At 62.7% G+C, this 21,948-nt stretch carries 23 protein-coding genes; 15 read left to right on the forward strand and 8 right to left on the reverse strand.

Annotated elements, in window-relative coordinates:
• Positions 1–140: 140 nt before the first annotated feature.
• The 6 genes from AC097A_RS06275 to AC097A_RS06300 form a co-directional block, all read right to left on the reverse strand.
• Positions 141–440 carry a BrnA antitoxin family protein gene (locus AC097A_RS06275; protein WP_479620149.1) on the reverse strand — a complete coding sequence of 100 codons (300 nt, stop codon included), beginning with the start codon at positions 438–440 and terminating at the stop codon, positions 141–143.
• Positions 424–693, reverse strand: coding sequence for a BrnT family toxin (locus AC097A_RS06280; RefSeq protein ID WP_479620150.1), 270 nt, complete (start codon positions 691–693; stop codon positions 424–426). The genes AC097A_RS06275 and AC097A_RS06280 overlap by 17 nt, the downstream gene beginning before the upstream one ends.
• A gap of 362 nt (positions 694–1,055) precedes the next feature.
• On the reverse strand, positions 1,056–1,787 hold the full coding sequence (locus AC097A_RS06285) for a hypothetical protein (RefSeq protein ID WP_479620151.1): 732 nt from the start codon (positions 1,785–1,787) through the stop codon (positions 1,056–1,058).
• A gap of 164 nt (positions 1,788–1,951) precedes the next feature.
• Positions 1,952–2,470, reverse strand: a complete 519-nt coding sequence (locus tag AC097A_RS06290; RefSeq protein ID WP_479620152.1) for a hypothetical protein — start codon at positions 2,468–2,470, stop codon at positions 1,952–1,954.
• A 307-nt stretch (positions 2,471–2,777) separates the two neighbouring features.
• Entirely contained in the window at positions 2,778–3,104 is a 327-nt protein-coding gene (locus AC097A_RS06295; RefSeq protein WP_479620153.1) for a type II toxin-antitoxin system RelE/ParE family toxin, read from the reverse strand.
• Positions 3,101–3,373, reverse strand: a complete 273-nt coding sequence (locus AC097A_RS06300; RefSeq protein ID WP_315496665.1) for a type II toxin-antitoxin system prevent-host-death family antitoxin — start codon at positions 3,371–3,373, stop codon at positions 3,101–3,103. The genes AC097A_RS06295 and AC097A_RS06300 overlap by 4 nt, the downstream gene beginning before the upstream one ends.
• Positions 3,374–3,514: 141 nt before the next feature.
• Between AC097A_RS06300 and AC097A_RS06305 the strand changes: the two genes are divergently transcribed.
• The 11 genes from AC097A_RS06305 to AC097A_RS06355 all read left to right on the forward strand — a co-directional run bounded on the left by AC097A_RS06305 (position 3,515) and on the right by AC097A_RS06355 (position 14,540).
• The gene (locus tag AC097A_RS06305) at positions 3,515–4,183 is read left to right on the forward strand and encodes a histidine phosphatase family protein (protein ID WP_479620154.1); all 669 of its coding nucleotides are present in this window, start codon (positions 3,515–3,517) and stop codon (positions 4,181–4,183) included.
• A gap of 77 nt (positions 4,184–4,260) precedes the next feature.
• Positions 4,261–5,727 (forward strand): ammonium transporter, encoded by a 1,467-nt coding sequence (locus tag AC097A_RS06310; RefSeq protein WP_479620155.1) that lies wholly within the window; start codon positions 4,261–4,263, stop codon positions 5,725–5,727.
• Positions 5,728–5,751: 24 nt separating this feature from the next.
• On the forward strand, positions 5,752–6,102 hold the full coding sequence (locus tag AC097A_RS06315; protein ID WP_236635345.1) for a hypothetical protein: 351 nt from the start codon (positions 5,752–5,754) through the stop codon (positions 6,100–6,102).
• 155 nt (positions 6,103–6,257) lie between these two features.
• Complete coding sequence (locus AC097A_RS06320) at positions 6,258–7,139, forward strand: helix-turn-helix domain-containing protein (RefSeq protein WP_479620156.1); 882 nt, start codon at positions 6,258–6,260, stop codon at positions 7,137–7,139.
• Positions 7,140–7,238: 99 nt separating this feature from the next.
• Entirely contained in the window at positions 7,239–7,985 is a 747-nt protein-coding gene (locus tag AC097A_RS06325) for an SDR family oxidoreductase (RefSeq protein WP_479620157.1), read from the forward strand.
• 2 nt (positions 7,986–7,987) lie between these two features.
• A complete protein-coding gene (locus AC097A_RS06330) occupies positions 7,988–9,553 on the forward strand; it encodes an FGGY-family carbohydrate kinase (protein WP_479620158.1) in 1,566 nt (521 codons plus the stop codon).
• Positions 9,554–9,638: 85 nt separating this feature from the next.
• Entirely contained in the window at positions 9,639–10,718 is a 1,080-nt protein-coding gene (locus tag AC097A_RS06335) for an ABC transporter substrate-binding protein (RefSeq protein ID WP_479620159.1), read from the forward strand.
• A gap of 9 nt (positions 10,719–10,727) precedes the next feature.
• Positions 10,728–11,552 (forward strand): ATP-binding cassette domain-containing protein, encoded by an 825-nt coding sequence (locus tag AC097A_RS06340; RefSeq protein ID WP_479620160.1) that lies wholly within the window; start codon positions 10,728–10,730, stop codon positions 11,550–11,552.
• Complete coding sequence (locus AC097A_RS06345; RefSeq protein ID WP_479620161.1) at positions 11,549–12,808, forward strand: sugar ABC transporter permease; 1,260 nt, start codon at positions 11,549–11,551, stop codon at positions 12,806–12,808. Before AC097A_RS06340 ends, AC097A_RS06345 begins: the two co-directional genes overlap by 4 nt.
• Positions 12,809–12,811: 3 nt before the next feature.
• Complete coding sequence (locus AC097A_RS06350; protein WP_479620162.1) at positions 12,812–13,480, forward strand: HAD family hydrolase; 669 nt, start codon at positions 12,812–12,814, stop codon at positions 13,478–13,480.
• A 40-nt stretch (positions 13,481–13,520) separates the two neighbouring features.
• Positions 13,521–14,540, forward strand: coding sequence for a formylglycine-generating enzyme family protein (locus AC097A_RS06355; protein ID WP_479620163.1), 1,020 nt, complete (start codon positions 13,521–13,523; stop codon positions 14,538–14,540).
• A 3-nt stretch (positions 14,541–14,543) separates the two neighbouring features.
• On the opposite strand, the gene AC097A_RS06360 is transcribed toward AC097A_RS06355, so the two are convergent.
• Together AC097A_RS06360 and AC097A_RS06365 are read right to left on the reverse strand one after the other, a co-directional pair.
• Entirely contained in the window at positions 14,544–15,374 is an 831-nt protein-coding gene (locus AC097A_RS06360) for a creatininase family protein (RefSeq protein WP_479620164.1), read from the reverse strand.
• A gap of 19 nt (positions 15,375–15,393) precedes the next feature.
• Positions 15,394–17,412 carry an ATP-binding protein gene (locus AC097A_RS06365; RefSeq protein ID WP_479620165.1) on the reverse strand — a complete coding sequence of 673 codons (2,019 nt, stop codon included), beginning with the start codon at positions 17,410–17,412 and terminating at the stop codon, positions 15,394–15,396.
• A 112-nt stretch (positions 17,413–17,524) separates the two neighbouring features.
• On the opposite strand from AC097A_RS06365, the gene AC097A_RS06370 reads away from it, so the two are divergent.
• From AC097A_RS06370 to hemE, 4 genes are all read left to right on the forward strand, one after another.
• On the forward strand, positions 17,525–17,854 hold the full coding sequence (locus AC097A_RS06370; protein WP_479620166.1) for a DUF167 domain-containing protein: 330 nt from the start codon (positions 17,525–17,527) through the stop codon (positions 17,852–17,854).
• A gap of 43 nt (positions 17,855–17,897) precedes the next feature.
• Positions 17,898–20,141, forward strand: a complete 2,244-nt coding sequence (locus tag AC097A_RS06375) for a protein-disulfide reductase DsbD family protein (RefSeq protein ID WP_479620167.1) — start codon at positions 17,898–17,900, stop codon at positions 20,139–20,141.
• Positions 20,142–20,150: 9 nt separating this feature from the next.
• Positions 20,151–20,570 (forward strand): CoA-binding protein, encoded by a 420-nt coding sequence (locus tag AC097A_RS06380; RefSeq protein ID WP_479620168.1) that lies wholly within the window; start codon positions 20,151–20,153, stop codon positions 20,568–20,570.
• Positions 20,571–20,652: 82 nt separating this feature from the next.
• Positions 20,653–21,771: a uroporphyrinogen decarboxylase gene (hemE, locus tag AC097A_RS06385; RefSeq protein WP_479620207.1), complete on the forward strand. Its 1,119-nt coding sequence runs from the start codon at positions 20,653–20,655 to the stop codon at positions 21,769–21,771.
• The last annotated feature ends 177 nt before the right edge of the window (positions 21,772–21,948 follow it).

Here is a 21,948-nt window from a genome sequence, read left to right on the forward strand (position 1 = left end):
TCCCCGCGCCGAGGGCGAAGACCGTTGCGAATGCGATTCGTGGGCGCATGAAGAAGTGGTTTTTTTACAGCCTCAACGTTTGAGTTGAGTCGCAGACCGAGGCTTGCCGAGGGCTGTAGGTTCGAACGACTGGTTCGGCCTCACGCTCTGCGCGAATGACGGGCGACGTACTGTTGCAACACGCCATCCATCCGCGACTGCCAGCCCTCGCCAGTGGACTTGAAGTACGCCACCACCTCAGGGCTGTAGCGAACAGACACCAGCAACTTCTTGTTTTCAGACCTGGGACGACCACGCACCGCCTTGAGCGGAACCATGGCCTGCAATTGCTTGGGCGTCAGTGGCTGCGCATCAGGATCGGCTTTGGCCGCTGCCGTGATGGCTTTGTCTTCAGCCTCGGTCGGAATGACAACTGTTGGCCGCTTAGTAACTTTGGACATAGTGCTTCACCTCGCGTCGATTGGCTTTGCGCAAGCTGATGATCCTTCGGGCATCACCGCGATCCACAAACGCCACGTAGTACAGGATCCCGGTATCGGGTGCGAGAGCGATCATGCGCAACTCGCCGTACTCGTACCGATCATCAACCCACACCAGAGCCTCATCCCAGTCGAGCCCTGACGCCAGCGCAAGTGACAGGCCATGTTTCTCTTGATTGGAAGAATCTTTGGCTGGGTCAAATTCAATCCGCATGTTTAATTGTAGCTACATAAATAAAGCAAAACAAGCACTGAGAACTGCAGTCTTTGATGGGGCCGAAGGTGGGAGTGATCGGACGCCAAAGGCGGTCCACTCGAATGACGCAGATTGATCGACCATCATGGCCAACCGGGTTCACCCCACACCGATAGACGCCGATAACTCTTCCGGCTCTCTTGCAGCCGCTTGTATTGACTGGCGCATCGGTGACGCAGACTCCATGTCGGCACGGGACATTAACGATCCCACCTCAGATGCCGGATATACGACTGCAGGCGCTTCCCCAACAGCCAATACATCGGTCAGTTTCTTGCGCTTGTGGGGGAGTCCATATATGAGTTGTTAGACGTCAACTACTATGCAAAGAACCTATCAATCCCAAGCAGCGGACTAGATCTGTCCGAGTACATGGACTTTGACACGACGTATCCGACTATTGTGCATCTGGCCATGAGACATATCTGGTCGCTATGTCCAGATTGTTTGAGGCCAAGGTAAAGACCATTCAGACCATCTGTAATTTGATCTGCGGCTGAGCCTGTTTTTAATCTGTTGAGCCCGCCCTTGAAGCTGGATGCAGGAACACCTGTCCTTTGCACAAAATTTTGGATGAACTTGTAGTCGCTCAGGCTCGCAGCATCCAGTTCATATTCAATCACTTCATTAGTTGCGCCATAGTTTTTACACAACGCACCATAAAATCTACATCCGGCCATCATTAGTATGTGATTCAACCCGTGCTCGGCGGGCAGCTTGGATGCAAATTTTGAGAAGTTATCGGTGCCTGCGCCTGCACGATCAGCCGCCTCTAGCCAGAATATTTGCTCTTTTGCGGTAGGGTGTCCTGCAGCGGCTGCCTTGTAGTAGCAGTCAGCCGCGAAATCCACGTCGTACGGGCTGATGTAGCCACCGCCATTCAAAATAGCCAAATTGTGGAATGCGGACACATGCCCGGCTGTTGCTGCTTGCCTGAAGCGCTTGTCAGCCCCATAAAAATCGTTCTGCGAAAGACAGCGGACACCGTCTTCGTACGATCCTTCCATTTTCTTGTCGTCGCTTGTGAAGAACGGCTTGCCGAATAGAGCCATTTATGTTCCGATCAGATTGAGAGAATGTCTGGATTGACTTCTAACGCCGAGTTCATCGGCAGTTTTTAAGTTGCGGTTTTGTGGAATACTTTTGCGCAGCAAAACCACAAAGCCGCGACTTAAAAACTGTCCAGCACGCGGAGCGTGCGAGCTGCAACGATTTGTTATGCATTTTTACCTTGAACCCAATTAATTATTCTATTCTGGTAAATATCTTCCGTGCATGCTGGGACCGGATAATTATTTAAAGTAGATAATATTGTTGATATCAAAAAGTCACCGCTTGCGACTTTAGCAACCAAGGAAGAAACATTATTTTTAAAAAAAGTTTCATTAAGTTTTATGTCTAAACACCCTGTCATTCCAACTGAAAGACTATGAGCTATTTCATTTCTTGCCACACGCGCACTATGAAGTATAACTTTTTCGATATTTTCGATTGGAAGCGAATTTATGCTTTTATTCAATGTTGAGTATTCATTTAGCAGCTCATTTGCATAACTTTCAAATTCACCATCAGTTAATATAACTGCACATGATGTTTTTATTTTTAAAAATTTCGCTGCATGGCCACATAGATTGTCAAATCTTGTAGAAATTATTATGCAGCGCCCAAAAATAGCATGAAGTTCTTCTGTATTTTCAGTAATTTCAAAATCATCAATAAATATATCTGAATTCATGCTGCGACCATTAGTGCATAACTTGATATATGAGTGAAGCCTGTCTTATCAACAAAGTCGATTTGAATCATGATGGCACTCCCAAAAGTTGTAAGTCATGGATTTATAACCGAGCAACGATAGGTCACTGATGCAGCCACTGGATAAATTCAGGATAAGCCTGCAAAACCGCAGGATAAAACGCCCCCGCTGCTCAACACCGACGTAGCGCACTCGGCAAAGCCTTGACCCTATTGGCCCGCATCGCGCCACCGTTTGGTACAGCGTGGTCAAGCACCTGCTTTGGTGTTAACCGACCAACAACAACTCAGCTCGTAGTCCGCACCAGCCGCCGCATCAACACCGACGCCATGTCGCGGCGCACATCGACGATCAGGTGCACGAACACCGTGTCTCCGCGCACCTCGTAAATGATTCGGTTTTTGCCGGACAACACTTGGCGGTATTGCACCAGTTGCAAGGACTCCAATGCTTCGGGGATGCCGCCCAATAAGGGAAAGCGAGCCAGATGGCGTATCGCCTGCTTCAAGTCACTGTAGGTGGCTTGCCAGGTCGCCACCGAGAAGTTCTTCACCAGATACGCGCGCAACTCTTGCAGGTCCTGCTCCGCCGACGCGAGGAGGACGATCTTCATTCCGGGTCAGCCGCATCCAGACGGGCAAACACGTCCTCCGCATCACTGAACTTGCCTTGCTCAATCTCCCGGTTGCCCATGGCCAGCACTTTGAGCAGCGCCAGGGTTTCTTCGCGCTCTTGGTAGCTCTTCACATCCAAGACCACCAACGTGGCTTCCCCGTTCTGGGTGATGACCATAGGCTCGCGGCTTTCCGTCAATTCCTTGACGATCTGCGCAGCATGGCTTTTGAGGTAGCTAATAGGTTTGATGTGGGTGTGGAGTTGCATGGCGCGATGTCCTGAAACATTCGAATGGAGCTATCGGACCGATTTTAGTTCTTTTATGGTCCGACTCAATTGCTACTAAATTCATAGCTGCTGTCGCAAGCGCAACAAGCGCCAAGTGCCAATTCGGCTTAAATTCTCCCCATGGGAAATCTCTATTTGGTGCGGCACGGGCAGGCTTCGTTTGGAGCCGCAGACTACGACAACCTCAGCGAGCTGGGCCACCGGCAGAGCGTGCGGCTGGGGGAATACTTCGCACACAAGGGCTTGCAGTTTGAGGCGGTGATGGTGGGCACCCTGCGCCGCCACGCGCAGACCTGGGCCGGCATTGCCAAGGGCGCGGGGCTGGCGCACGAAGCGCTGGAATGGCCGGGTCTGAACGAGTACGACAGTGCGGCGGTGGTCCAGGCGATCCACCCTGCACCGCTGCCCAAGGCCGACACGCCCGAGATGTACCGCCACCACTTTCGCCTGCTGCGCGATGGCCTCACGCAGTGGATGAATGGCGTGGTGAGCCCGCAGGGCATGCCCAACTACCCCGACTTTGTGGAAGGCGTGACCAGCGCGCTGGACCATGTGCGCCAGCGGCACACGGGCAACGTGCTGATTGTGAGCAGCGGCGGGCCCATCTCCACCGCGGTGGGCCATGTGCTGGGCACCACGCCCGAGACGACGATTGAGCTGAACCTGCGCATCCGCAACAGCTCGGTCACCGAATTTGCCTACACCCCCAAGCGCCACATGCTAGTGACCTACAACACCTTGCCGCATCTGGACGATGCGCCCTACGCCGACTGGGTGACCTACTCCTGAACGACCGGGGCCTCGCCCCGCGCCGACTGGCACGGCTTGTGCTTTGAGGCCTCTGTTGGACCGCACAGAGGAAAACAATGCACCGATTCGGAACGAAGTGGGTAGCCCCGTGTTTGGGGATTTTGTTTTTGGCCTGGAGCCTGGCGGCTCCTGCACAAACAACGGCCAGCGGCACCGTGGCCGATGCGCCACCCGCCGCCGCACCAGCGCCTGCGGCAGCCCCGACCCCGGAGCCCCCCGTGGCCACGCCGGCGGCCGCAGCGCCCACACCCGATAGCGCACCGCCGGCCCCACCCGCACTCACCAAACCCGGCCTGGTAGCCCAAAGCAGCCTGAACGCGGCCGACACCGCCTGGATGATGACCAGCACCGCGCTGGTATTGCTGATGACGCTGCCCGGCATTGCCCTGTTTTATGGCGGCATGGTGCGCAAGAAGAGCGTGATCAACACCATGGCCAGTGTGGTGGCGATTGCGGCACTGGTAAGCCTGCTGTGGTTTGCGGTGGGTTACTCGCTGGCGTTTACGCCCGGCAGCACCTGGCTGGGCGGTACCGACCGGCTCTGGTTCACGGGTCTTAACTACATGAAGGATGCAGGTCAGGTGGCCGTGAGCCATATAGCGCCGAACATTCCCGAGTCGGTCTATGCCATGTTCCAGCTCACCTTTGCCATCATCACGGGCGCACTCATTGTGGGCGCCTTTGTAGAGCGCATGCGCTTCTCGGCCATGTTGTGGTTCATTGGCATGTGGTCCATCGTGGTCTACGCGCCTATTGCCCACTGGGTGTGGGAGCCCGGTGGCTGGCTGGTGCAAATGGGCGTGCTGGACTTTGCCGGTGGCTCGGTGGTGCACATCAACGCCGGCATGTCGGGCCTGGTGTGTGCCTACATGCTGGGCGCACGCAAGGGTTATGGCCGCGAGCCGTTTGAGCCCTTCAACCTGGGCCTGACCATGGCCGGCGCGGGCCTGCTGTGGGTAGGCTGGTTTGGGTTTAACGCTGGCTCGGCCGTGGCGTCTGACGGCCGTGCAGGCCTGGCCATGGCGGTCACCCACATTGCGGCGTCTGCCGGGGCCATGGCCTGGATGTTGGGCGAGTGGATCATGCGCGGGCGCCCTTCGCTGTTGGGCCTGTGCTCGGGTCTGGTGGCAGGCTTGGTGGCCATCACCCCCGCAGCGGGTTTTGTGACACCGGGTGCGGCGGTCATTTTTGGTGGCGTGGCGGGCCTGGCCTGTTACTGGGGTGCCACCGGGCTCAAGCGCATGCTCAATGCCGACGACTCGCTGGACGTGTTTGGCGTGCATGGCATTGGCGGCATTGTGGGCTCCTTGATGACGGGCTACTTTGCCAGCAAGAATATTTCAGGCGTCAGTGGCAGCGTGGCCACCCAGGCGCTGGGAGTGCTGGTGGTGTTGGTCTACAGCGGGCTCATGAGCTGGGCGCTGCTGTGGGTGACCAAGGTGATTGTGGGCCTGCGGGTGGACGAGAACTCCGAACTCACAGGCCTGGATGTATCCCAGCACCGGGAGCACATGGGAACCTGACGGTCAAACTCAAAGGAGTGTTGCATGTTGAACAGTGAAAAGCTGGCGATTGCCGCCCATTTGCACGTGCTGCTGCGCCGCAAGACCGGCCGCGTGACCGACACCGAATGGATGGCCAGCAACACCGAATATGCCGCCGAGATCGTGCGTTTTGCACGCGCCAGCGCCCAGGAAGATGGCCACGCCGACCTGGGTGAATGGGCGGCCAAACTGGAACTGGCCATGGTGCCGGCGCCACCACAGCGCCCGGCGCGCGAACGTTTGTTTGGTGTGATTGGCGGCAACACCAAACCTGCCCCCCTGCCTGGCGCCTCTGACTCACTCTTCGGCGCCAGCGACAACGAGGCGCACCGCTACATTCGCGGCATTCGTTAAGCCGCCGCGGGGCGATACTGATACAAACTCAGTGTTTACCCTATAAGCAAAAAAAGTATCAATGAATGCCCCCCCGCGCAGTAGTGGGGATGGGGTTCCGTTCGTAAGCTATGGGCATTGAATCGCCACAAGCAACAACGAATTGGAGACTGGCAATGGCCCCTTACCTGGAATTGGTCGGGATACAGGAACAAGAGTCCTTCAAGGTGTGGACACACGGCTACCCGTACGAGACGGTGCGCTGGCACTTCCACCCCGAGTACGAGCTCAACCTGATCACCCACACCTCAGGCCGCTTTTATGTGGGCGACCACACGGGCACCTTCGAGCCAGGCCAGTTGTACATGGTGGGCCCCAATGTGCCGCACAACTGGATCAGCGAAGTGCCGGACAACCAACCCGTGCCCGAGCGTTGTGTGGTGCTGCAGTTCTCCGGCAAAAGCATCATGGGTGGTATCGAGGCCTTCCCGGAGCTGGGCCAGCTGGAGCGCCTGCTGGCCGATTCGCAGCGCGGCATCCTGTTTTCCAAAGCAGCATCGACCAAGGCCGAGCCCCTGCTGAAGGAGCTGCTGCACGCCAAGGGTTTTCAGCGCGTGCACAAGTTCCTGTCGCTGCTGGAGCTGCTGGCCACGGCGCACGACAGCACGCTGCTGGCCACGCCCACCTTCCGGCCCGACCCGCAGGGTTACCAGTCGTCCACCATCAACCAGGTGCTGAGTTACCTGGCCGAACACCTGGAAGAACAGCTCAGCGAATCGGACCTGGCGCGTTACGCCGGCATGGAGCCCAGCGCGTTCTCGCGTTTCTTCCGCCGGCATACCGATGTGCCCTTCATCCAGTACCTGAACCGCCTGCGCATCAACAAGGCCTGCGAGATGCTGATCTCCAGCGACACGCCGATTACCGATGTTTGTTACGCCTGCGGGTTCAACAATGTCTCCAACTTCAACCGCCAGTTTCTGGCGCAGAAGAACATGCCACCGTCACGCTTCCGGCGTTACTACCGCCTGAACGACGACTGTGAGGCCATGGGCTAACGCCCCGGCGCCCCCCACCACCACCTGCTCTCCAAATTCGGCTGCCGCTGGCAGCCCGGGGAGCGCTTTGCCCGAATTTTTCTTAACCACTGTCTCACCATGAACCCAGATCGCACAGAAACACTCGCACTACACGGCAAAGTTGCCGCCATCACGGGCGCCGCCTCGGGCATAGGCCTGGAATGTGCACGCGCCATGCTGGATGCCGGTGCCACCGTGTTTCTGGTGGACCGCGCAACGGACCGGCTCGCCACGCTGTGTGCCGAGCTGGGCGAGCGCGCCATTCCGCTCACCGTGAACCTGCTGGACGCCGCCAGCGTGGCCACCATGGTGCCGGCCATTCTGGCGCGCGCTGGTCAGTTGGACATCTTCCACGCCAATGCCGGCGCCTACATCGGCGGCGACGTGAGCACGGGCGACCCCGACGCCTGGGACCGCATGCTCAACCTCAACATCAACGCCTGCTTCCGCTCCATCCAGGCGGTGCTGCCACACATGAAGGAACGCCGCACTGGCGACCTCATCGTCACCAGCTCCATCGCCGGCATCGTGCCCGTGGTGTGGGAGCCGATTTACACCGCCTCCAAATTCGCAGTGCAGGCCTTTGTGCACACCGTGCGCCGCCAAATTGCACCGCACGGCGTGCGCATCGGTGCGGTCGCCCCCGGCCCCGTGGTGACCGCGCTGCTGGACGACTGGCCCAAGGCCAAGATGGAAGAGGCCCTGGCCAATGGCAGCCTGATGCAGCCCAAGGAAGTGGCCGACTCGGTGATGTTCATGCTGACCCGCCCACGCAATGTGGTGATCCGCGACCTGGTGATCCTGCCGCTGAGCGTGGACCTGTGAACATGACCACCGCTGCTTACGTCATTGGTGTCGACATCGGCACCCAGAGCACCAAGGCCGTGCTGGTGAGCACCGCCGGTGCCATCGTGGCCCAGCACTCCCACGCCTACCAGGTGGAGACCCCCAAACCCCTGTGGGCCCAGCAGTGGCCCGATGTGTGGCTGGAAGCAGTAGAAATATGCATAAAAGGGGTTCTAGCCCGCACCAGCATTGCGCAAGCTGCTATCAAATCTGTATGCGTGAGCAGCCTGTATGGCGGCAGCGGCATCCCCGCGGACACGCAGGGCAAGGCCCTGTATCCCTGCCTGATCTGGATGGACCGCCGCGCCAACGACGAAGTGGCCTGGGTGCGCAAGCATGTGGACCTGGAACGCCTCTTTGATATCACCGGCAACGGCGTGGACAGCTACTACGGCTACACCAAGATTCTGTGGCTGCGCGAGAACGAGCCTGCCGTGTGGGCCCAAACCCAGCAGTTCCTGCCACCCAACAGTTATGTGAATGCGCGCCTGACCGGGCAGATGGCGGTGGACCACAGCTCGGCCGGCAACATCGGCGGCGTGTACGACGTGAAAGCCCGCACCTGGTCCGACGAGGCCTTACAGATGCTGGGCATTCCGCGCCACATGATGCCCAACCGCCTGGTCGAATCCAGCGATGTGGTGGGCCCGCTGCTGCCCCACTGGGCCGCGCGCCTGGGGCTGCAGGCCGGTACGCCGGTCGTAGCCGGGGGTGTGGACGCCGCCGTGGCCACGTTGGCCGCAGGCGCTGCCCAGCCCGGCAACCATGTGGCCATGATGGGCACCAGCATGTGCTGGGGCACCATCCGCCCCAGTGTGGACGCGCGCCACGGCCTGATCAGCATGCCGCACGTGTTCAACGGCGCCCAGGACCTGTATGTGTTTGGCGGCGCCATTGCCGCCGGGGCCTCGGTCACCTGGTTCCGCGAGACCTTTTGCCAGGCCGAGATTGCCGCCGCCAAAGCCCAGGGCGTGGACCCCCACAGCCTGCTGGAAAAAGACGCGGCGCCCCTGCCCCCGGGCAGTGACGGCCTGCTGTTCCTGCCCTACCTGATGGGGGAGCGCAGCCCCGTGTGGGATGCCAAGGCCAGCGGCGCCTTTATTGGCCTGGGCCTGCACCATGGCCGGCCCAACCTGTACCGCGCAGTGCTGGAGGGCGTGACCTACGCGCTGCGCCACAACATCGAAGCCGGCGTCAAAGGCCTGGACGGCATTGCCACGCTGGACGAACGCCTGGTGGTGGTTGGGGGCGCCAGCCACTCCAACCTCTGGATACAGATCATTGCCGACGTGACCGGCCGCCCGGTTTACACGCTGCAAGAAGACGTGGAAGCCTCGTTGGGTGCAGCCCTGCTGGCGGCCTATGGCGCCGGGCTCATCACCGCCGACGCGGTGCGCCAGGGCTGGGTCACGCCGGTGCCCCGCACCACCCCCAACCCACAGGCCCACGCGGCCTACAACAACCTGTTCGCCCAGTACGTGGACCTGTACCCCGCCCTCCAACCCGCCATGCACCGCCTGCGTGGCAGCCCTTTAGCCCCAACCTGAGGAGAATGCACCCCACCAACACCCCATGCCCCTGCCCCGCCTGTTTTTGTATTGCTTTGAGACACTAAATAAATTGGAGATGACCATGCAAGTAAGTACCTGGAAATTCACCCGCGCCGCCGCGCTCACCACCGTTGTCCTGGGCGCCAGCGCCCTGTACGCCCAAACCATTGCCCCGGCCAAGATTGCTTTCTTGATGCCCGACCAGTCGTCCACCCGCTACGAGCAGCACGACCGCCCCGGTTTCGTGGCCGAGATGAAAAAACTCTGCGCCGCCTGCGAAGTGCTGTACCAAAACGCCGACGGCGATGCCTCGCGCCAGCAGCAACAGTTCAACTCGGTCATCGCACAGGGTGCCAAGGCCATCGTGCTGGACCCGGTCGACTCCACCGCTGCCGCCTCGCTGGTGAAAGCCGCACAGGCCAAGGGCATCAAGGTGATTGCGTATGACCGCCCCATCCCTGCTGCCAAGGCCGACTTTTATGTGTCGTTCAACAACGAAGGCATTGGCAAGGCCATTGCCGATTCCCTGGTGGCCTACCTCAAGGCCAAAGGTGTGTCTCCCAACGACGTGGGCCTGCTGCAGATCAATGGATCCCCGACCGACGCGGCCGCTGGCCTGATCAAGAAGGGCATCCACTCCAGCCTGGACAACAGCGGCTACAAAATCCTGGCCGAGTACGACACGCCTGATTGGGTGCCCGCCAAAGCACAACAGTGGGCCAGCGGCCAGATCTCGCGTTTCGGCAAAAAGATTGTCGGCGTGGTGGCTGCCAACGACGGCACCGGCGGTGGTGCGATTGCCGCCTTCAAGGCCGCGGGCATGAACCCCGTGCCCCCCGTGTCCGGCAACGACGCCACCATCGCGGCGCTGCAGCTCATCATTGCGGGTGACCAGTTCAACACCATCTCCAAGCCCAGCGAAATTGTGGCCGCCGCTGCGGCGCAAGTGGCCGTGAAGCTGCTGGCCGGCGAAACGCCCAAGGCCGAGATGATGTTGTACGACACCCCCTCGCAACTGTTCACCCCTGCAGTGGTGACGGCGGCGAACCTGAAGGCCGAAATCATCGACAAGATGGTCAGCGGCAAGCCGATCCAGACCGCGGCCGAACTCTGCGTGGACCGTTATGCAGAAGGCTGCAAAAAACTCGGCATCACCAAGTAAACAAACACCATGACCGCACAACCATTGCAACAACCCACTCCCGCGCGCGAACTTGTCCTTAGTCTTCGTGGAGTCTCCAAGCGCTTCGGCGCTGTGGCAGCGCTGACCGATATCGATCTCGACGTCCATGCGGGAGAGGTCGTTGCCTTGGTTGGCGACAACGGTGCGGGCAAGTCCACCTTGGTCAAGATCCTGTCCGGGGTGCACCAGCCCACCGCGGGCACCATGACCTTTTGTGGGCAGCCTGTCAGCCTGGCCGATCCCGGTGCCTCTTTGGCGCTGGGTATCGCCACCGTATTCCAGGACCTGGCCCTGTGCGAGAACCTGGACGTGGTGGCCAATATTTTTCTGGGCAAAGAACTCAACCCCCTGCAACTGGACGATGTGAGCATGGAGGTCAAGGCCTGGAAACTGCTTAACGAGCTCTCGGCCCGCATCCCCAGCGTGCGCATTCCCGTGGCGTCGCTCTCGGGCGGCCAGCGCCAGACGGTGGCCATTGCCCGCTCGCTGCTGATGGAGCCCAAGCTCATCTTGCTGGACGAACCTACGGCCGCGCTGGGCGTGGCCCAAACTGCCGAGGTGTTGGACCTGATTGAACGTGTGCGCGACAAGGGTCTGGGCGTCGTCATGATCAGCCACAACATGGAAGACGTACGCGCCGTGGCCGACCGCATTGTGGTGCTGCGCCTGGGCAAGAACAACGGTGTCTTCGCCCCCGACGCCTCCAACCAGGAGCTGGTCAGTGCCATCACCGGTGCCTCTGACAACTCGGTGTCCCGCCGCTCCCACCGCCGCCAATCCCAATCCACCCCGACCGAGCACGCACAAGCATGACCACCCCAACTCCCTCCACCGCCCCCGCCAGCGCGCTGCTGGACCGCAGCGACGAGCGTTACCAGGTCGACAGCGGCATTGGCGGCGCCATCCGCACCTTCATTGACCGCGTGCGCTCCGGCGACCTCGGCTCGCTGCCCGTCATCGTGGGCCTGGCCATCATCTGGACGGTGTTCCAGAGCATCAACCCCATCTTCCTGTCCAGCACCAACCTGATCAACATGTTGTTCGATGCGTCCACCATCGGTGTGATCGCCCTGGGCATTGTGTGCATCTTGATGGTGGGCGAGATCGACCTGTCGGTCGGCTCGGTCAGCGGTTTTGCCTCCGCCATCGTGGGCGTGCTCTGGGTCAACCAGGGCTGGCCTGTGGGCCTGGCCATCGCCGCGGCGGTGGCCACCGGCGCCGTGATTGGTTTGCTCTACGCGCAGCTGTTCAACCGTTTTGGCATGCCCAGTTTTGTGTCCACCCTGGCCGGCCTGCTGGCCATTCTGGGTGCGCAGCTGTACATCCTGGGCGGCACCGGCTCCATCAACCTGCCGTACGGCTCGCCGCTGGTGAACCTGGGTCAGTCGCTTTTCATGCCGGCAGCTTTTGCCTACAGCGTGGTGCTGCTCGCCGGCATCGTGATGTTTGTGACGGGTTACCGCACTGCCGCACGCCGCCGTGCCGCCGGGTTGTCGGGCGAGTCCCTGGGGCATCTGCTGTTTCGCACCGTCACCCCCACGGTGGTGCTGGAGCTGATTGCGCTCTACTTCTACCAGGACCGCGGCATTCCCTGGCTGTTTGGCATCTTCATTGGTTTGGTGGTCGGCCTGAACTACCTGCTCACCCGCACCCAATGGGGCCGCATGGTCCACGCCGTGGGCGGTAACCGCGAAGCAGCACGCCGCGCTGGCATCAACGTGCGGGCCGTGTACTCCAGCGCCTTTGTGTTGTGCGCGGTACTGGCAGCCTTTGGCGGTGTGCTGGCTTCGGCCCGCCTGGCATCGGCCAGCCAGCAGGCCGGCACGGGCGACGTGAACCTCAACGCCATTGCCGCCGCGGTGATTGGTGGCACCAGCCTGTTTGGCGGGCGGGGCAGTGCCTACTCCGCGCTGCTGGGCATCATCGTGATCCAGTCCATCTCCAGCGGCCTGACCTTGCTGGATCTGTCATCCTCGCTGCGTTACATGATCACGGGCGCTGTGCTGGCGATTGCGGTCATCGTGGATTCGCTGGCCCGCCAGTCCCGCGTGTCCCACGGCCGCGCCTAAGCCATGCGGGGACCGGTGCGCGCTGTGGTGTTTGACATGGATGGCGTGTTGATTGACTCCGAGGTCATCTGGCGCCGCGTGCGCGCGGACTACGCCGCCGAGCGCGGCCAGCAGTGGACTGAGGCCGACCAGATGGACCTGCTGGGCCGCAGCACCCCCGACTGGTCCGCCCGCATGCGCCTGCGCCTGCAGATCACGCACCTGAGTGCAGCCGAGCTGGCACAGGAGATCGTGCAGCGTGTGCTGCTGGCGTTTGCCCAGGACCTGCCGCAACGCCCTGGTGCCGCGGCGGCGCTGCAAGCCCTGGCCGCGCGTTACCCGGTGGCGCTGGCCTCGGGTTCGCCACGCGTGTTGGTGGAGTGCGCGATGGCCAGCACCGGCTTTGGCCCATATTTCCAGAGCATCTTGTGTGGCGACGATGTGCAGCACGGCAAGCCCCACCCCGAGATTTACCTGCGCAGCCTGCAGCGCCTGGGCACCACGGGTGAGCATGCCGCGGGCATTGAAGACGCACCCAGCGGTCTGCGGGCCCTGCGCGCTGCGGGCATGTGGGCCATTGCCGCGCCCTGCCCGGAGTTTCCACTGGACGCTGCCACCCAAGCGCTGGCGCATGCACACATCAGCACGCTGCACGACCTGACCCCGGCCCTGGTGGATGCCCTCGGGGCCTGAGGGCTGCGGCGCTGCCACAATGGGCCGCATGTTGCGTCCCATGCCCCCTTCCCCCGCCCCCGGTACCACCCTGCTGTGCGCCCTGCTGGCCTGTCTGGCCTTGCCTGCGACTGGAGCCACAGCGCCGGCCCAGCCCCGCAAACTCACCAACAGCCTGGGCATGACGCTGGTGCGTATTCCCGCAGGCACCTTCCACATGGGCAGCGACGAGCCGCTGGCCCGCCTGCAGAAGGCCTACCCGCTGGCCGAGCGCGAGCGCCTGGAGGCCCTGAAGGACGAAGCCCCGGTGCACCGGGTGCGCATCAGCCGTGCGTTTTACGTGGGACAGACCGAGGTGACCGTGGGGCAATTCCGGCGTTTTGTGCAGGCCTCCAGCTACGTGCCGGAGTCCGAGGCGGACGGCACCGGCGGCTACGGTTACAACGCCGACTACGACCCTGAAAAAAGTGTGCGCGGCGATGCCTTTGAAGGTCGCGACCCGCGCTACAGCTGGCGCAACCCCGGCTTTGCACAGGACGACAAGCACCCGGTGGTCAACATCACCTGGAACGACGCACAGGCCCTGGCCCGGTGGCTGAGCCAGCAGGAAGGCCGCCACTACCGCCTGCCCACCGAGGCCGAATGGGAGTACGCAGCCCGTGCTGGCACCCGCACGCGTTACCACAGTGGTGACGACCCACGCGCGCTGCTGCAAGTGGCCAACACCTTTGACGCGAGCGCCAAACCGCTGTGGCCCAAGTTCGCAGCCAACGCCCTGTCGGGGGACGACGGTTTTACCTTCACCGCCCCGGTGGCCCGCTTCCGGCCCAATGCCTTTGGCCTGTATGACATGCACGGCAACGCCTGGGAGTGGACCAACGATTTATATGGCGAGGACTACTACGCACACTCCCCCGCCAAAGACCCGCAGGGGCCCAGCGAGGGCCATGTGTATGTGCGCCGCGGTGGCTCGTGGCACACCTGGTCGCTGTACGCGCGCTCCAGCTACCGCAACTGGAATTCACCCCAGACCCGCTACACCCTGGTGGGCATGCGGCTGGTGCTGGACGCGCCGAAGTAAGGCTTAGTTGCGCAGCGTGTCGGCCGGCAGCTGGTGGATCTCGGCTAGCGTTTGCGCCAGCGCGCGGCCTGCGGCGTCCAGCACGGCACGGCCTTTCTCGGCCGTAGCGGCCGCAGCATTGCCCACGGCACCGGCTGCGTTGTAGTCCTGCATCTGCCAGCCCAGCTTGGCGCTTTTGCCATTACCCAGAATGGCAAAATTTTTAGCGCGGTCTTCGGAGGTGGACGCAAAGTTTTGCGCCTGGGCCATGGCTACCTGCTCGGGCGCCAGTGCCAGCATCATCGAAGTTTCAATCTCACCCGCGTGGATGCCAAAGCGGTGCTCGTGCGCGCTGAACAGCACATTCACGTCTTCCCCGGCCGGGCCCGTCAGCGGCAGGCCAAACCAGTTCACGCTGTAGACCAACATGCCGAGCCGCGCGCGCAGGTCACGCGCCACCACGTCCAGCAGGCCGACCTGACCGCCATGCGAATTGAGCAGCACCAGTTTCTTCACACCCGTAGTGGCCACACTTTCGCCCAGCTCGGTCCACAGGCGAATGACAGTTTCGGCCTTCAGCGTCAGCGTGCCCGGAAAACGCGCATGTTCGGGGCTGAAACCCACCGCCTGGGTGGGCAAAAACAGGGCGGGCACGTCCGCCGGAATGTGGGGCACGGTGGCGGCTACTACGCCGTCCACCAGGGCAGTGTCCACCCGCAGCGGCAGGTGCGGGCCATGTTGCTCAGTGGCAGCCACGGGCAACACGGCGATGGTGGAGCTCAGGCGGCCATCGGTCTGGCACTGCCCAAAGTCGCGCGTGCTCCAGTCGGCCCAAAAACGGGAAGGGTTTTGCATGCGCCTATCTTAGGCCAGGCTAACGCGCCAGGGCTTCGGGCTCGGGCTGGTCAAACGCCACCACCGGGGCGCTGCGCGGCAACGCCATGCTGAAGGTGGCACCCTGGCCGGGGCTGCTGGCCACATGCACGGTGCCCCCCAGGGATTTGGTGACCAGGTTGTAGACGATGTTGAGGCCCAGGCCGCTGCCGCCCTGGCCCAGTTTGGTGGTGAAAAAGGGGTCAAACACGCGGGCCAGGTGCGCCTGCGGAATACCGGCCCCGTTGTCGCTGACCAGCAGGCGCACCGCACCGTCGTTGGTCAGGGCGGCGCTGACCTGCACCGTGCCGCGCTCCATGCCCTCAAAGGCGTGCAGCAGCGCGTTGTTGATCAGGTTGGTCAGCACCTGGCCCAGCGGGCCGGGGTAGCTGTCCATCACGATGCCCTCGGCAATGTCGCAGTCCACCTGGTGGTTGGATTTGCGGATGGTGGGCCCCAGGGTGAGCAGGATCTCACTGACCGTGGCCTGCAGGTCGAAGCTGCGGCGGTTCAGGCTGGTCTGGTCCACCGCCACCTGCTTGAAGCTGGACACCAGCTCGGCGGCGTGTTGCAAGCCGCGCATCAGAATGCCGGCCCCCTGCCGGGTGTTGCCCACAAACTCCTCCAGCCGGCTGCGCGTGAGGCCCTGGGCCATGCCATTGGCAAAGCTGTTGGCGTGGTCTTGCAAGGTGCTGGCCACGGTCAGGCTGTTGCCAATGGGCGTGTTGAGCTCGTGCGCAATGCCGGCCACCAGCGAACCCAGGGCCGACATTTTTTCGGCCCGCACCAGCTCGCCCTGGGCCGCGGTGAGCTGGGCCAGCGTGGCAGACAGCTCCTGGGTGCGCTCTTGCACACGGTGTTCCAGCGTGGCGTTGAGCTGCAGGATGTTTTCTTCGTAGCGGTGTTTGGCGGTAATGTCGTCAAACGCCATGATGAGCACACGCTCCCCGCCCAACACCACCATGCGGCCCGACAACTCGCACAACATCTCGGCCCGGGTCACGCCGTGCAGCATCCAGGCGCGGTAGCCCGTCAGCTCGCCGCGTTCTTGCAGGATGCGGTTGCCCTCTTCGCGCTGAGCCACGTCTTTCCAGATGCCGGTGCGCGCACCATTGGAGCCAATGGCCACCTCCCGGTCCAGCCCGAACACGCGCACCCAGGCGCTGTTCACATCCATGGTCTGGATATCGTCAGTGCCCACACGCGACACCGACATGGACACGGGTGAGGCGTCAAAAATCGCCTTGAACTTGGTTTGGCTCACACGCAGCGCCTCTTCGGTGCGCTCGCGTTCGGCCAGCTCCAGCTGCAGGGCCTGGGTTTTTTGCTCGCGCTCGGCCATCAGGGCGGCCAAGTCGGTGCGCATGGTGTCCAGCGCGTGGGCCAGCTCGCCCATCTCGTCCTTGCGCTGGGGTGACAGCGGTAACGCCAGCTCGCCGCGCGCTAGGCGGCGAGCGTCTTCACGCAGCTCCAGCAGGGGTTTGAGCACGCGGCGGTTGAACAGCGGCCAGATCACCAAAAAGGCCAGCGCCATTTGCAACACCAGCGCTAGGCCAAAACGCAGCAGGTCCTGGCGCATCTCGCGCTCAATACGCTGAGAGGTCATCTCCACCGTCAGGCGGCCCACCCGGGTGCCGTTGTAAATGATGTCGCGCTGGTCGCTCAGCGTGGTGCCTGGCGGCAAGGCATCGTTGTGCTTGCGCACAAACACATCCTGAAACTCGTCGGTCACGGTCACGCTCACCACATCGGGGTTGCGCATCACCGCGTCCACCAGTTCGCTGGCCACACCGCGGTCCAGGTTCCACACCGCCACCGCCATGCCGCGCGACAGCACCTCGGCGTACTGGCGCATGGGCGCCTCCACCCGCAGGGCCACCTCGGTCTTGAGCTTGGCAGTGACCTGGAAATACGCCAGAAACAGCGCCGGCAACAAAATGCCCAGCGCCACGCCCAGCATCAGCGTCTGGCGCAAGGACAGGACGGGGAAACGCGCTGCAAAACCGGCTGGCTGGGGCAAAACTGCTCACTCCCTGGTGATGAAAGCTATGGTGCTCTGGGCAAAGTATCAACGCCCACCTTGGCCCCGGTCAAGCAAAAGGCATGCGCAAGGCGCCCACTATGATGCGCGCATGTCTGCCCCGCGCCCCCGCAATGCCACCGGCGACTCCTTTTTTGCCTGGGAGGGGGACACCCTGGTCGTCAACATCCTGGGCAAACCCGCCGCCAGCAAAGACGCCATTGGCAAACCCAAAGGCACCCAACTCAAGGTGAGCGTGACCGCAGCGCCGCAGAACGGCAAAGCCACCGACCACATGGTGCGCTTTTTAGCACCCTTGTTTGGCGTGGCTGTGTCCGACATCACGGTGGTGTTTGGCCAGGGAAATGTGAACAAGCAGCTGCGCATCCATGCGCCCCGCAAGTTGCCTACTGTATTTACCGCCACCACCCCACCCGCTTGAACGCCCCCGGAACTATTGGGCTCGCCGCAGCTCCCACCCCGCAATGACCTTGTTTTCTTTCCGATCCCTTCGCCCCGCCCTTTGGCGCGCCAGAATCGCTCTCTTTTTAATAGCTGCTTGCGCAATATCCACGGGCTCTAGAGCCCAATTTGACACAAAAACCGGGGTTGCCACGGCGGTGGTACAGACCGAACAGGTGCGCGCCGAGCTGTTGGCCTACGCGCCCCAGGGCGTGGCGCCGGGCGCCCAGGTATGGCTGGGCCTGCAACTGCAGCACCAACCCCAGTGGCACACCTACTGGAAAAACCCCGGCGACTCCGGCCTGCCCACCACGCTGACCTGGACTCTGCCTGCGGGCGTGACGGCAGGCGACATTGCTTGGCCCACGCCGCACAAGATTGCTATTGGCAGCCTGGCCAACCTGGGCTTTGAAGGCACGGTGCTGCTGCCTGTGCCGCTGACGATTGCGCCCGACTTCCGCCCCAGCGGCTTGGCGCAGGACCTGGAGGTGCGCCTATCCGCCAGCTGGCTGGTGTGCCGCCAGGAGTGCATTCCGCAAGAGGGGGAATTTGCGCTGCGCCTGCCGCTGCGTGGCTCCACCGCGCTGCACCGGGCCAGTTTTGAGGCGGCCTGGGCCGCCGCCCCCAAGCCGTTTGCCGGCACGGTGCAGGCCACGGTGTCCAACACCGGCGTGGCGCTGCGCGTGAGCGGCTTGCCAGTCAGCTGGCGCGGCAAGGCCATCAACGCCTTCCCCGAAACCCACGAGCTGCTGCACACCCCCGCCCTGCCCGGGGAGGGTGATGGGGTGAAGTCCAGTGCCGCGGACCAAGCAGGCACCCAAGGCTGGCAAGACGGCGTGTGGACCGCCCAGGTGCCGCACTCGGCCCAGCGTTACACCAGCCCCAGCACTGTGGCCTGGGTGCTGGTGTTGGGCAACGAGCGCCTGCGTGCCGAGGCCGCCGTACAAGGCGCGTGGCCCGCCACCACCGCCCGCGCCGAAGTGCCCGCCGCGCTGCAGGCCGCATTGGCGGCCAACGCACAACAAGCCCAGACCAGCGCCCCTGCCGTGCCCGGCAGCCTGCTGTGGGTTCTGGCCACGGCGCTGCTGGGCGGGTTGATCCTCAACCTCATGCCCTGCGTGTTCCCGGTGCTGGCGATCAAGGTGCTGGGCTTTGCCACGCAGAGTGGCCAGTCACGCTCTGCCCAACGCGCACAGGGCCTGGCGTACACGGCCGGCGTGGTGCTGTCGTTTCTGGCGCTGGGCGGCCTGCTGCTGGCGCTGCGCGCGGGCGGTGAGCAGCTGGGTTGGGGCTTTCAGTTGCAGACGCCCGGCGTGATCGTGGCGCTGGCGCTGCTGTTCACACTGATTGCGCTGAACCTGGCCGGTTGGCTCAACGTGGGCAGCGTGCTGCCGCAGCGCCTGGCCACGCTGCAACTGCGCCACCCGGTGGCCGAGGCCTTCTTGTCTGGCGTGCTGGCGGTGGCGGTGGCCTCGCCCTGCACCGCGCCGTTCATGGGCGCGTCGCTGGGCTACGCCATCACGCTGCCAGGCGCGCAGGCACTGGCCATTTTTGCGGCGCTGGGCCTGGGCCTGGCGCTGCCCTATCTGCTGGCCAGTTGGGTGCCTGCGGTGGGCCGCTGGCTGCCCAAGCCCGGCGCGTGGATGGACACGCTGCGCCACTTGTTGGCCTTCCCGATGGCGGCCACGGTGGTGTGGTTGGTGTGGGTGCTGGGGCATTTGAGTGGGGTGGACGGCGCGGGCAGCCTGTTGTTGCTGATTCTGGGCGTGTGTATGGTGGTCTGGTCGCTGAACCTGCAAGGCCGCACGCGCACCCTGCTTGCTACCATTTCGATAGCTGCTTGCGCACTGTTTACTTGGGCTAGCGGCCCATATCTCTTGGGTTTTGCGGATGCCACGGTAGAAACCAGCGCCTCCACGGCCAGCGCCGACGGCTGGCAGCCTTGGGCGCCGGGCAGCGTGCAGGCCGCGCTGGCGCAGGGCAAGCCGGTGTTTGTGGACTTCACCGCGGCCTGGTGCATCACCTGCCAGGTGAACAAGAAAACCACGCTGGCCAACGCCGAGGTGCAGGCCGACCTGGCCGCCAAGCAGGTCACGCTGCTGCGCGCCGACTGGACCCGGCGCGACCCCGCCATCACCCAGGCGCTGCAGGCGCTGGGCCGCAGCGGCGTGCCGGTGTATGTGCTGTACGCGCCTGGCAAGGCCCCGGTGGTGATGTCCGAAATCCTGACGCCCGGCGAGCTGCGCCGCGCTATTGCCACCCTTTAAGACACCCCCATGAACGCCCCCCTGACCGAAGCCCAGACCATTGCCCAACTGGTGGCCCAGCCCCTGACCGTGGCCGTGGTGGGCCTGTCGCCCAAGCCCCACCGCGACAGTTTTGGCGTAGCGCAGTACATGCAAGCGCACGGTTGGCGCATCGTGCCCATCAACCCCAATGCCAGCGAGATCCTGGGCGAAAAGGCCTACCCCACGCTCACCGAGGCCGCACAACACACCCGCATTGACCTGGTCAACGTGTTCCGCAACAGCGACGACGTGCCGCCCGTGGTGGACGAGGCGATGGCTATTGGCGCGCCCGCCCTCTGGCTGCAGCTGGGCATAACGCACGAGTTGGCAGCGGCCCAGGCCCGCGCCGCCGGCCTGCTGGTAGTGCAAAACAAGTGCCTGAAGGTGGAGCACGCGCGCCACGACTGAGCCCGCCCGGGCCTTGCGCCAGCGCAAGGGAGTGCCTGGCCTGGCCTGCGACAATCGGTCTATGACCGACACCAACGCTTCCCTGTCTTTCGACACCCTGCACAACCCCACGTTTTTGCAAGCCTGCATGCGCCAGGCCACGCCCCACACCCCCGTGTGGCTGATGCGCCAGGCCGGCCGCTACCTGCCCGAGTACGTGGCGACGCGCGCCAAAGCCGGCAGCTTCATGGGCCTGGCCACCAACCGCGACTACGCCACCGAAGTGACCCTGCAGCCGCTGGACCGCTACCCGCTGGACGCGGCCATTTTGTTTAGCGACATCCTCACCGTGCCCGACGCCATGGGCCTGGGCCTGAGCTTTGCGCAGGGCGAAGGCCCCCGTTTTGCCAGCCCCATCAAGACCGAAGCCGATGTGGCCAAGCTGGAAGTGCCCGACATGGCCAAGCTGCAGTACGTGTTTGACGCGGTCAGCAGCATCCGCAAGGCGCTCACCCAGGACGGCAAAGGCCGCGTGCCGCTGATTGGTTTTTCCGGCAGCCCCTGGACGCTGGCCTGTTACATGGTCGAGGGCAAGGGCAGCGACGACTACCGCTTGGTCAAAACCATGCTCTACAGCCGCCCCGACCTGATGCACAAGATGCTGCAGATCAACGCTGACGCGGTGGCGGCCTACCTGAATGCACAAATTGATGCGGGCGCCCAGGCCGTGATGATTTTTGACAGCTGGGGCGGCGTGCTGGCAGATGGCGCATTCCAGCAGTTCAGCCTGGCCTACACCGCACGTGTGTTGGCCCAGCTCAAGCGCCATGGCGCCGACGGCAAGGTGGTGCCGCGCCTGGTGTTCACCAAAGGCGGTGGCCTGTGGTTGCAGGACATGAAGGCACTGGACTGCGACGTGCTGGGCCTGGACTGGACTGTGAACCTGGCCAAGGCGCGTGCGCTGGTGGGCGGTTTAGAAAATGGCCCCGGCAAGGCACTGCAAGGCAATATCGACCCCAACGTCCTGTTTGCGCCACCAGCTGCTATCCAAACCGAAGTGGCCAAGGTGCTGGACAGTTTTGGCGCGCCTTACCAAGGCAGCGGAACCGGTCCCACCCACATCTTCAACCTGGGACATGGCATCAGCCAGTACACCCCGCCCGAGCATGTGGCGGCGCTGGTGGAAGCGGTTCATTCCCACTCCAAACGCCTGCGTGGGTAATTTCTTTACCACGATTCATGCACCAAACCGAAGTTGTCCAAACTTACTTATGCACAAAAATGGGGGTCCTAGGGTTATCCCTTCCCCCACATGGGGGATGGCCGCTATCAAAGAAATAGCGCCCGTAAGTGCTTGATTCATAAGGAGTTTGAAGTTTGCTTTTTTTCTGGGCACCGC

This window comes from Rhodoferax sp. XS2R6, assembly GCF_056521365.1.